The organism is Massilia oculi (assembly GCF_017582745.1).
GTDB classification, from domain to species: domain Bacteria; phylum Pseudomonadota; class Gammaproteobacteria; order Burkholderiales; family Burkholderiaceae_D; genus Telluria; species Telluria oculi_A.
Genome location: NZ_JAFVIM010000039.1, coordinates 17,672 through 29,200 on the forward strand (window position 1 = coordinate 17,672; position 11,529 = coordinate 29,200).

The following is an 11,529-nucleotide window of genomic DNA, read 5'->3' on the forward strand; positions in this document are numbered from 1 at the left end:
TGATGCCGTCTCGCAGAGGCCTTGGCTTCACCCTGCTCGAAGTGCTGGTGGCGCTGGTCATCGTCGGCACCGCGCTGGCCGCCGGCCTGCGCGCGGTGGGCAGCCTGACGTCCAACAGCGCCGGCCTGCGCGCCTCGATGATGGCGACCTGGTCGGCCGAGAACCGGCTGGTGCAGATCCGCCTGGGCCGCGAATTTCCCGAGATCGGCAAGCGCAGCTTTCCCTGCCCGCAAGGCGACCTGAACCTGATATGCGAAGAAGAAGTGCTGGTCAGTCCCAACCCGCTGTTGCGCAGGATCGAAGTCTCGGTGTTCGACGCCGACAACCCGGGGCGCCGCATTGTCAAACTCATCCAATTGGTCCTGAGGCCTTCCCCGATATGAACGCCAGCTCGCGGCATGCAGGCTTCACGCTGGTCGAACTCCTGGTGGCGATCGGCATCCTCGCCATGGTGGCCGTGCTCGGCTGGCGCGGGCTGGACGGCATCGTGCGCGCGCGCGTGGCGCTCACGCAAGAAATGGAAGTCACGCGCGGCATGCAGCTGGCCTTCGCCCAGATGCAGAACGATTGCGAGAACGCGGCCGGCAACGACATCATGCGCGGCCGCCCGGCCTTGCTGTGGGACGCCGACCGCCTGACCCTGGTGCGCAAGGTCCTGGTCGAACACGAGCCGTCGCGCCTGCAGGTGGTCAGCTACCGCGTGGTCAATGGCCAGCTGATGCGGCGCGAGTCGCCCGGCACGCGCGACCTCGACCACATCGCCCAGCTGTGGCAGGCGATCGCATCCGATGCGCCGGCCGAGAATTCGCCGTCGGTTGCGCTGCAGGTCGGCGTGACCGGCATGCAGGTGCAGGGCTGGCAAAACAATGCCTGGCGTAATGAGCCGACCGCGGTCGGCGGCAATGGCGAGGGTCAACCCCCGCCTATCGATCCGTCCCTGGGCCCGGCCCGCTCGCGCGAGCCGACCGGCGTGCAGGTGGCGCTCACCGTGCAGGGCCTGGGCCAGCCGATGGTCAAGTCCTTCCTGCTGGGAGGCACCTGATGCGGCGCTTGCACCATCCACGCCGCCAGCGCGGCGTCGCCGTGGTCACGGCCCTGCTGCTGACCACGCTGGCGATCTCGATCGTCGCCAGCCTGTTCTGGCAGCAGCAGGTGCAGGTGCGCTCGATGGAAAACCAGCGCCTGCAGCTGCAGACCAAGTGGATCCAGCGCGGCGCCCTCGACTGGGCCAGCGTGATCCTGCGCCAGCCCTTCGGCGGGCGCATCTCGCTCGAGCAGATATGGGCCACGCCCCTGGCCGAGACCCGGCTCGACCAATACATCGAACGTGAGCGGGTGCAGGGAGAAAATTTCAATGCATCCCTGTCGGGTCAGGTATACGACGCTACGGCGCGATACAATCTGAACAACCTGGCTGCGGGCGGCAAGCGCGACCCGGTGGAGACCGAGGTGCTTGGCCGCCTGCTGACCAATGTGCGGCAAGAGCCGCGGCTGGCGCGGCCGATCGCCGATTTCGTCGCCGCCGGCCAGGCGCTGGCGCTGGATCAGGACGATGCGGACAAGACCACGCAGACGCCACGCAAGGGCAATCCGATGCCGATCCTGCGGGTGGACGACTTGCTGGCGGTGCCGGGCGTCAAGCCCGAGACGGTCGAGGCCTTGCGCCCGTTCGTGATCGTGCTGCCGGCGCAAGGGACGACGGTGAACGTGAACACGGCGCCGGCCGAGGTACTGGCGGCGGTCTTGCCTGGTTGCTCGATCTCCCAGGCCAATGCCCTGGTCGAGCAGCGCAAGCGGGTGCCGTGGAATGACGTGCAGCAGTTCAATACCGAATTGCAGTGCAGGGGCGAGACGCAGGGAGAACCGAAAATCAGTATCACCAGCAATTATTTCCTGGTGCAGAGCCGCATCCGGCTGGATCGCGCGGCGCTGGACGCGGAGTCGCTCGTGCAGAAAGGCAGCCTGACCAATCTTGGCGCCGCCGGTGGTGGTGTAAACGTGATCTGGACCCGCCAGAACTAGAAGAAAGCGAGACAGTTTGACTACTCTTTATATCCGGCATCCGGCCAGGAGCGAAGGCGAGGGCGCCTTGTGCAGGTTCGCGATGGTCGGCGATAACGGCGCCATCGGACAGCAGGGCGAAGGCGCGCTGCGCAACCTGGGCGACGTGGTCGCGGCCAGCCGGCGCGTGGTGCTGATCCTGGCCGCCAGCGACGTCACCCTGCTGGCGGTGCAGGCGCCGCCGCTGGCCGGCGCACGCTTGCGCGCGGCGCTGCCGGCCCTGGTCGAAGAATACATCCTGGGCGACCCTCTCGATTGCGTGCTGGTGGCCGGCCCGGCCATGGCCGACGGCCGCCGTCCGGTGGCCGTGGTGCAGCAGGCCTGGCTCGAGCCGCTGGTGCGTAAACTGCTGGAGATGGGCGCGCGGGCGGTGGTGGCCGTGCCCGAACAATTGTGCCTGCCCCTGCATCCAGGCAGCGTGAGCGCCGCCTTCGGCAAGGGAGAATTGATCCTGCGCCAGAGCCAGTACGAAGGCCTCGGCCTGGCGCTCGACGGCACCCCGGTGGTGGCCTTGCAGACGGCGCGCGCGCTGGCCGGCGATGCGCCGCTGGTGCTGTACGTCGAGCACGAGCAGATGGGCGAATACCAGGCACTGCTGGCCGAGGCCGGTCCCGGCGTCACCCTCGAGAGCGACAACTGGGCGCACTGGATCGCCGGCGCCCGCGGCAGCAACAATGGTGGCGCGGTCGGCCCCGCGCTCGACCTGGTGCCCGGCCTGGGCACGGCCGGCGTGGCCCGGCGCGACTGGCGCCGCTGGCGCTGGCCGATCCGCCTCGCCCTGGCGGCGCTGGCGGTCAACGTCATTGGCCTCAACGTCGAGTGGCTGGGACTGAAGCGCGAGGCCGACGCCGTGCGCCAGCAGATGAGCCAGACGTTCCGCTCGGTGTATCCGGGCCAGCCGGCGATCGATCCGGTGGCGCAGATGCAGCAGAACATCGCGCGCGCCAGGGCCGGCAGCGGCGAGGTGGGCGGCGATGAATTCACCTGGATGGCGGCTGCCTTCGGCGAAGCCATCGGCGCCCTCGGCGCGCCGCCTGCGATTGCATCAATGGAGTTTCGCGAACGCGCCCTCACGGTGCGCGTCAAACCCGAGTCCGCCAATCCCGGCGCCGCCGACCAGCTGCGCCCGGCCCTGGCGGCACGCCATCTCAGCCTGGAAGCGCCCGACGCCAACACCTGGTTGATCCGCAGCACTGGCGCCTCGCAACCTGGAGTCACGCAATGAATGTCGCCGGCAAAATCAGCGGGCTGCGCGAACGCGCAACCGCCTACTGGATCGCGCGCACCGAGCAGGAACGCAAATTCCTGATCGTCGGCGGCCTGGTCGCCGCGCTGGCGTTGTTCTATCTCGTCCTGCTCGAGCCCGCGCTCGACGGCCGCGAACAACTGCGCCGGTCCCTGCCCGAGCTGCGCCAGCAGGCGGCCCAGCTCGAGACCCTGGCCGACGAAGCCCGGGCCGCCGCCAGCGCGCCGGCGCCCGCCGTCACCCCGGTCACGAACGAGTCGCTCACCGCCAGCATGGCGGGGCGCGGCCTCAAGCCGGCCTCGCTGTCGGTGAGCGGCGAGTACACCAAGGTTCAGCTCACCAATGTTTCCTTCGCCAACCTGATGGCCTGGCTCGACGCCCAGCGGCGCGAGAGCCGCCTGATGGTGCAAGACGCGCAATTTTCCGCCCAGACCGCGCTTGGCCAGGTCGACGCCACGCTCACGCTGCGCCAGCGCAGCGATCCGGCTTCATGAGGCGGGCGCTGACGTGGGGCCTGCTGGTCATCCTGGCGGTAGTGGCGACGGTGCTGGCTTTCCTGCCGGCGGCCTGGCTCGGCCCGATGGTCGAGCGCCAGACCGGCGGTCGATTGACGCTGGGGGATGCGCAGGGTACGCTTTGGCGCGGCTCAGCCTTTATCGGCGGGGCGCCGGGGCCGGGCGGTGCGGTCACGCCCTTGCTGCCGGGCCGTTTCTCCTGGACCTTGTCGCCGCTGGTGGTGCTGGGCCAGGTGAGCATGACCCTGGAGAATTCCCAGGCGCTGGCCAACCCGGTGCGGGTCGAGGGCAGCTGGTCGCAGTGGCAGGTCAATGCCGGCGAGCTGCTGCTGCCGGCCGAGGGGCTGTCGGGCCTGGGCGCGCCGCTCAATACGCTGGCGCCGAGTGGCCGCATCCGGCTGTCCTGGAACGCGCTCGACCTGCTGCGCCAGCAGAATACCGTGACGGTGCAGGGGCGCACCGTCCTGTCGATGAGCGATATGGGTTCGCGCATGTCGCCCATCAAGCCGCTTGGCAGTTATGAAATGATCATGGACTGGCGTGGACCGCAGGCCGATTTGACCCTGCGCACCGTGCGCGGCGCTTTGCTGCTGTCGGGCGCGGGTGTACTGCAAAATGGACGCCTGCGCTTTTCGGGCCAGGCCAGCGCCGCCGACGGCTATGAGGACCAGCTCGGGACCATGTTGAACCTGCTGGGCCAGCGCCGGATGGTGAACGGCAAAAACGTAATCGCACTCGAGTTCAGATAATGAAGAAAACAGACCGCTCCACCTCCGCGCCCCTCGAATTTTCGGCCCTGCAGCTGCCGGCCCTGCAGTTGCGTGTCCAGCGCCTCGCCGCCGGCGCCATGCTGTGCTGCGCCGCCACCCTGGTCGCGCTGCCGCTGCCCGCGCTGGCGCAAGAAAGCGCGAACGCCGCCGCCTTGAGCTTCGTCAATGCCGACATCGAGTCGGTGATCAAGGCGATCGGCCACTACACCGGCATGACCTTCATCATCGATCCGCGGGTCAAGGGCACGCTCACCCTGGTGTCCGAGAAATCGCTGAGCAAGACCGAAGCCTTCGGCCTGCTCACCTCGACCCTGCGCCTGCAGGGCTTCGCGGTGGTCACCAGCGGCGACGGCTATGCCAAGGTGGTGCCCGAGGCCGAGGCCAAGCTGCAGTCCTCGCCGACCCAGGTCGGCGGCGTGCGCTCCAGCAAGGCCACCGGCGACCAGATCGCGACCCAGGTGTTTTATCTGTCCTACGAGTCGGCCGCCAATCTCACCGCCGTGCTGCGTCCGCTGATTTCGCCCAATAACTCGATCATGGCGAACCCGGGCAACAACACGCTGGTCATCACCGACTATGCCGACAACCTGCGCCGCCTGGCGCGCATCATCGCCGCGCTCGACGCGCCGGTGGCGGCCGACCTCGACGTCATCCCGATCCGCAACGCTATCGCCAGCGACATCGCCCAGCTCGTCACGCGCCTGATGGAACCGGCCGCCGGCGGCGATTCGGGCCGGGTCACGGTGCTGGCCGACCCGCGCACCAACTCGGTCGTGATCCGCGCGCCGTCGCAGGCGCGCGCCAACCTGGCCAAGAGCCTGATCGCCCGCCTCGATCAAGAGAGCTCGAGCAAGGGCAATATCCACGTGGTCTACCTCAAGAATGCGGAAGCCACCCGCGTGGCCCAGACCCTGCGCGCCGTGGTGTCGCAGGACGCATCGGCGATGCCGCAGCAGCAGCAAGGCACGCAAGGCAGCTCGATCACCTCCGGCACCGGCAGCCAGGCGGGCCAGGGCGGGCAGGGCGGCCTCGGCAGCCAGCAGGGCATGCAGGGCGGCACCGGCATCGGCGGCGCCAGCAACACCTTCGCCCAGCAGGGCCAGCAAGGAACCCAGAGCGGCGGCGGCCAGGGCTCGGGCTTCATCCAGGCCGACGCCTCGACCAACAGCCTGATCATCACCGCGCCGGATGCGGTGTACCGCAACCTGCGTTCCGTGATCGACCAGCTCGACGTGCGCCGGGCCCAGGTCTATATCGAGGCGCTGGTGGTCGAAGTCACGTCCAACAAAGCCTCCGAATTCGGCGTGCAGTGGGTCGGCGCCACCGGCGACTCCGACAGCAAATACCGTTTCGGCGGCCTGCAGAACTTCACCGGCGGCGGCTCGGGCAACAGCATCGTCAACCTGGCGCTGGCGGCGAGCCAGGCCGGCAGTACGGGCACCAATGGCACCACGATACCGACGCTCCCGAGCGGCCTGACTTTCGGGCTGTTCCGCCAGGTGGGCGGCGAACTCGGCCTGGGCGCGGTGGCGCGCGCGCTGGAGACCGACGGCAACGCCAACATCCTGTCGACGCCGAACATGATCACGCTCGACAACGAGCTGGCGACCATCAAGGTCGGCCAGAACGTGCCGATCATCACCGGTTCGTTCGCGACCAACAGCACCACCGGCGGCGGCAACCCGTTCCAGACCGTCGACCGGCAAGACGTGGGCCTGCTGCTGCGCGTGCGGCCGCAGATCTCGGAAGGCGGTACCATCAAGATGGCGATCTACCACGAGAACTCGAGCGTGGACGCCTCGACCCGCAATGCCGAGTCGGGCCTGACCACGAACGTGCGCGCGATCGAGAGCAATGTGCTGGCCGACGACGGCCAGATCATCGTGCTCGGCGGCCTGATCGAGGACAGCGAGGGCGATGGCGAAGAGAAAGTGCGCGGCCTGGGCGACATCCCGGTGATCGGCAACCTGTTCAAGTACCGCACCCGCAGCCGCGTGAAGACCAACCTGATGGTGTTCCTGCGGCCGGTCGTGGTGCGCAGCAAGGAAGCCTCGAATTCGATCGCGATGGACCGCTACGACTACATGCGCGCGGCCGGCGCCGCGGCCCAGCTCGAATCGACGCCGCTGCTGCGCGACCTCGGCGCGCCGCAACTGCCGCCGCTGGTCGAGGGCCAGCCGCCGGCCGGTGGCGGCATGGCGACCGTGCCGGTCCAGCGCCAGCCGGCGCCGAACGCGGCGCCGGGCGCATCCAACGATGGCGCGGCATCGCGCCATCAGGGAACCTTGCCGGGAGCAGGCGTGTCTGAACCAGGATCGGGCGCGGTCATGCCCGGCGCGGCAGTGCCAAGCGCGCCAACCCGTCCGGTGCAGCAACCGAACGGGGAGTAAATCATGAACAATCTCTTGCCCTATGCCTTTGCCCGCGACCACGGCGTGCTGGCGCGCGGCAATGGCGAACCAGGCCAGAGCGTCGAAGTGCTGGTCTCCAGCGCCACCCCGCCCGCCGCGATCGCCGAGGTGTCGCGCCGTTTCGGCCGCATCCAGCTGCGCCGCCTCGATCGCGACGAGCTCGACACGGCCATCGCCGGCGCCTATGCCGGCGGCGGCGGCGACGCGTCGCAGGTGGTCGACGAATTCGACGCCGACCTCGACCTGACCAAGCTGCTGCAAGACGTGCCCGCCATCGAAGACCTGCTGGAATCGTCCGACGATGCGCCGGTGATCCGCATGATCAATGCGCTGCTGACGCAATCGCTGCGCGAAGGCGCGTCCGACATCCATATCGAGCCGTTCGAGCAGACCTCGGTGGTGCGTTTTCGCATCGACGGCGCGCTGCGCGACATCGTGCGCCCGAAAAAGGCGATCCACGCCTCGCTGATCTCGCGTATCAAGATCATGTCGCAGCTCGACATCGCCGAGAAACGCCTGCCGCAGGATGGCCGGATCACCCTGCGCGTGGGCGGCAAGCCGGTCGACGTGCGCGTCTCGACCCTGCCGACCGGCCACGGCGAGCGCGCCGTGCTGCGTCTGCTCGACAAAGAGGCAGGACGCCTCGACCTGTCGCACCTGGGCATGGCCGAAGACATGCTGCCGCAGTTCGACCGCCTGATCAACCAGCCGCACGGCATCGTGCTGGTGACAGGCCCGACCGGTTCCGGCAAGACCACGACCCTGTACGCGGCGCTGTCGCGCCTGAACGCGTCGACCACCAATATCATGACGGTGGAAGACCCGATCGAGTACGACCTGAACGGCGTCGGCCAGACGCAGGTGAATGCCCGCATCGACATGACGTTCGCGAAAGCGCTGCGCGCCATCCTGCGCCAGGACCCCGACGTGATCATGATCGGCGAGATCCGCGACCTGGAGACGGCGCAGATCGCGGTGCAGGCCTCGCTCACGGGCCACCTGGTGCTGGCCACCCTGCACACCAACGATGCCGCCTCGGCGGTGACGCGTTTGCTGGACATGGGCATCGAACCGTTCCTGCTGTCTTCGTCGCTGCTGGGCGTGATGGCCCAGCGCCTGGTGCGCAAGCTCTGCTCGCAATGCAAGACCTTCGACGGTTCCACCTGGCATGCGGTCGGCTGCGAACGCTGCGGCCACACGGGCTACCACGGCCGGGTCGGCGTCTACGAGCTGCTCGAGACCACCGAGCAGATCCGCTCCCAGATCCACAACCGCGCCTCCGAAGCCGAGATCCGCGATGCGGCGCTGGCGACCGGCATGAAGACCATGCGCGAGGACGGCGAACGCTGGCTGGCGGACGGCACCACCACGCGCGCCGAACTGGTGCGCGTGACCAAGGACTGACAGGCGAGGACCAGGATGGGAACTGACTGATGCCGGCATTTCGCTACGAAGCCGTCGACGCCGGCGGCGCCACCCGCAAGGGCGTGGTCAACGCCGACAGCCCGCGCGCGGCGCGCGCCGACCTGCGCACGCAAGGCCTGACGCCCTTGAGCGTCGAGGCGATCGCCGCCCAGGTCGACGCCTCGGGCGTCACCCGCGCGCGCGGCATCGGCGAGCGCCTGTCGCAGAACGAGCTGGCCCTGTTTACGCGCCAGCTGGCCAGCCTGCTGGAAGCCGGCCTGCCGCTCGAGCAAGCCTTCACCGCGCTGCTTGAGCAGGCCGAGCGCGCCTATATGCGCGACCTGATCGCCTCGATCCGCTCCGAAGTCATCGGCGGCTCGCCATTCTCCACCGCGCTGTCGCACCACCCGCGCGATTTCGCCGAGATCTACCGGGCGCTGGTCGCATCGGGCGAGCAGATCGGTCAATTATCGCGCGTGCTGTCGCGCCTGGCCGACTACATCGAGCGCCGCAACGCCCTGGTGCAGAAGGTGCGGCTGGCTTTCACTTATCCGGCGATCGTGACCGTGGTCGCGTTCGCGATCGTGATCTTCCTGCTCACCTATGTCGTGCCGCAGATCGTCTCGGTGTTCGCCAACACCAAGCAGAAGCTGCCCTTCCTCACCGTGGTCATGCTGGCCGTCTCCGACTTCGTGCGCGCCTACGGCATCTATTGCGCGATCCTGATCGGCGGCGCGTTCTGGCTGTGGCGGCGCGCGCTGCGCAATCCCGACCTCAAGCGGCGCTGGCACACCTGGCTGCTGACGGCGCCCATCTACGGCAAGTTCGAGCGCAGCCTCAATACGGCGCGCTTCGCCAGCACGCTGGCGATCACCACCGGTTCCGGCGTGCCCATCCTGCGCGCGCTCGACACCAGCCGCGAAACCCTGTCCAACGTGGCGATGCGCGAACTGGTCGAGCAGGCCACCGGCAGCGTGCGCGAAGGCGTGAGTCTGGCGCGCGCGCTGTCGGCCCAAAAACATTTCCCGCCAATGCTGGTGCACATGATCCGCGCCGGCGAGATCACCGGCGAACTGCCGGCCATGCTCGAGCGCGCCGCCAATTCGCAGCAGGCCGACCTCGAGCGCCGCACGCTCACCATCGCCGGCCTGCTCGAGCCGGTGCTGATCCTGGCCATGGGCCTGGTCGTGCTGCTGATCGTGCTGGCGGTGCTGATGCCGATCATCGAAATCAACCAGCTGGTGCAGTAAAACCATGGCAGTCAATAATATGAACAAGCGTTTGCCTCTTCTTCTCAGCCTGCTGGCCCTGATCCTGCTGGCGGCCTCGATCGCCTACTGGGTGCTGCAGCTGTACAAGCCGGAGCAGCGGCCGCTGGCGGCGGCGCCGGTCGCCACCCAGCCCCCGCCGAGCCTTGATGCGGCGGCAATGCTGTTCGGCGGCCAGCCGACGGCGGTGATTTCCAATTTCCAGCTCACCGGCGTGGTGTCGGCCGGCGCCGACAGCGCGGTCATCCTGGTGGCCGATGGCCAGCCGCCAAAGGCGGTGGGCGTCGGCCGCGAGATCGCGCCGGGCGTGACCGTGGCCGAAGTGCACCGGCGCTACGTGATGTTGTCGGACGGCGGCGTGATGAAGCGGGTGGAACTGGCGGCGGATACCGGCCAGTCGACGTCGATCATGCCGCCGGAACCGCGCATGATGCAGCAGCAGATGCAGCAGCAAATGCCGCAGGCAGCGGCGCCAGCCATGGAACCGCAGACCGCGCCGGGCGTGGTCAACCCGCCGCCCACGATGCGCAGCGTGCCGCCACCGGGCGGCGGTCCGCAGGGCACGCCGACCACGCCGGAGAATGCGCAAGTGCCGCAAGAGTCGCAACAGCAGGCGCCGCAAGAGCCGCAGGATCCGCCGCCGGAGCAGGGCGATCCGACCCAGCAGAGCCGCAACAATGTGCAGATGCCGCCGAATGCGCCGCCGATGAACCAGACCCAGCAGCCGATCACCCAGTAAGGGCGGCGGCGCGGCGCCAGGCCCTTAGCGCCTCTTCACCACACCGAGCCCATCAGCGTCGCAGCGCGGTAAATGCCGCCAGTTCCCACGACCTGAATCCCAGCAGCAAGGTATAGCCGTCGCGCTCCCCGGCCGGCAGGCGCCGGTCGTTCAGGTGCAGCCGCGCCAGTTCCGCCGCCAGTTGCTCGATCTTGAGCGACAACTCTTTTGCGCTGGCATGCGACAGCCGCGCCGGCAGGCACATCAGCGCCTCGCCCGCACCATCGAAGTGCCCGGCAAAATAATCCTTCACCACGTGTTCGCGGAAGAAGTGCTGCACCGGCCCATCCGGCAGCCAGCGAAATGCATTCGACACCCGCAACTGGTAACGGTTCAGCGGCTTGAGTTCGATCAGTCCCAGCCGGTCGAGTTCGGCGAGGAGGGTGATGCACTCGGCCTCGCTCAGCTTGTAGGTGTCGATGACCTGTTCCACGTTCCAGTGACCGAGGCAGCAGATCGCCATCAGGAGCAGGCGCGGATTGGCCACCAGCGAGCGCTCCTGCGGCAGGCTCAGGGCATCCAGCTGGGGCCTGGTGTCGAGCGCGCCGCGCAGCAACTCTTCCAGCGGGATGCCGGTCGCCTGGCAAATCTCGGCCAGCCGCGACAGCGCCATGTCCTTCTGGCCGAACATGCGTTTCACGCTCGATTCGCTCACGCCGATGCGCTCGGCCAGCAGCTTGTAGGTGATGCCGGCCGCGCGCAGGCGGGCGCGCAGGGCGTCGAGGATCAGGTCGGGTGAGCTCATAGAATCCGCAGTGAATGACGACGGATGACTCTACCGTTGAATGGGAACGTGAACAAGGCGTATGCGACGAATGGCATCCAGAACCGACGAATAGCCGGAGCAGGGTAGAGTGCAGGATTGTGATCCCTGATGTCGCGGCCGAATAACGCTCAGCCGCAGAAGACCCACATTGAGCAAGCCTATGCTCAGGGGGCTTGGTAGCTACGCGTGGACCTGTCAGAAATTCTGTGTGCGGGGCCAGAATTTCGTAGTTAATTAATCGCGTTCGTGAAGCGTTCGCCGAACATGATGGCGAACTGGTTGGCAGCAAGCTTCCAGGTACGCGGCGCCA

At 67.9% G+C, this 11,529-nt stretch carries 11 protein-coding genes; 10 read left to right on the top strand and 1 reads right to left on the bottom strand.

The window, feature by feature from the left end; genetic code table 11:
- Positions 1-2 precede the first annotated feature (2 nt).
- The 10 genes from gspI to J3U95_RS26815 are packed head-to-tail and all read left to right on the top strand — an operon-like array spanning position 3 to position 10,414.
- A complete protein-coding gene (gene gspI / locus J3U95_RS26770; protein ID WP_208281568.1) occupies positions 3-383 on the top strand; it encodes a type II secretion system minor pseudopilin GspI in 381 nt (126 codons plus the stop codon).
- On the top strand, positions 380-1,042 hold the full coding sequence (locus J3U95_RS26775; RefSeq protein ID WP_208281569.1) for a PulJ/GspJ family protein: 663 nt from the start codon (positions 380-382) through the stop codon (positions 1,040-1,042). The genes gspI and J3U95_RS26775 overlap by 4 nt, the downstream gene beginning before the upstream one ends.
- Positions 1,042-2,022: a type II secretion system minor pseudopilin GspK gene (gene gspK / locus J3U95_RS26780; protein ID WP_208281570.1), complete on the top strand. Its 981-nt coding sequence runs from the start codon at positions 1,042-1,044 to the stop codon at positions 2,020-2,022. Before J3U95_RS26775 ends, gspK begins: the two co-directional genes overlap by 1 nt.
- Before the next feature lie 16 nt (positions 2,023-2,038).
- Positions 2,039-3,286 (top strand): type II secretion system protein GspL, encoded by a 1,248-nt coding sequence (gene gspL / locus J3U95_RS26785; RefSeq protein ID WP_208281571.1) that lies wholly within the window; start codon positions 2,039-2,041, stop codon positions 3,284-3,286.
- Entirely contained in the window at positions 3,283-3,801 is a 519-nt protein-coding gene (locus J3U95_RS26790) for a type II secretion system protein M (RefSeq protein WP_208281572.1), read from the top strand. Before gspL ends, J3U95_RS26790 begins: the two co-directional genes overlap by 4 nt.
- Positions 3,798-4,571 (top strand): type II secretion system protein N, encoded by a 774-nt coding sequence (gene gspN / locus J3U95_RS26795; RefSeq protein WP_208281573.1) that lies wholly within the window; start codon positions 3,798-3,800, stop codon positions 4,569-4,571. Before J3U95_RS26790 ends, gspN begins: the two co-directional genes overlap by 4 nt.
- On the top strand, positions 4,571-6,982 hold the full coding sequence (gene gspD / locus J3U95_RS26800; protein ID WP_208281574.1) for a type II secretion system secretin GspD: 2,412 nt from the start codon (positions 4,571-4,573) through the stop codon (positions 6,980-6,982). Before gspN ends, gspD begins: the two co-directional genes overlap by 1 nt.
- Positions 6,983-6,985: 3 nt before the next feature.
- On the top strand, positions 6,986-8,407 hold the full coding sequence (gene gspE / locus J3U95_RS26805; protein WP_208281575.1) for a type II secretion system ATPase GspE: 1,422 nt from the start codon (positions 6,986-6,988) through the stop codon (positions 8,405-8,407).
- 29 nt (positions 8,408-8,436) lie between these two features.
- Entirely contained in the window at positions 8,437-9,657 is a 1,221-nt protein-coding gene (gene gspF, locus J3U95_RS26810; protein ID WP_208281576.1) for a type II secretion system inner membrane protein GspF, read from the top strand.
- A gap of 4 nt (positions 9,658-9,661) precedes the next feature.
- Entirely contained in the window at positions 9,662-10,414 is a 753-nt protein-coding gene (locus J3U95_RS26815; RefSeq protein ID WP_208281577.1) for a hypothetical protein, read from the top strand.
- Positions 10,415-10,466: 52 nt separating this feature from the next.
- On the opposite strand, the gene J3U95_RS26820 is transcribed toward J3U95_RS26815, so the two are convergent.
- On the bottom strand, positions 10,467-11,198 hold the full coding sequence (locus J3U95_RS26820) for a helix-turn-helix domain-containing protein (RefSeq protein ID WP_208281578.1): 732 nt from the start codon (positions 11,196-11,198) through the stop codon (positions 10,467-10,469).
- Positions 11,199-11,529: the final 331 nt, after the last annotated feature.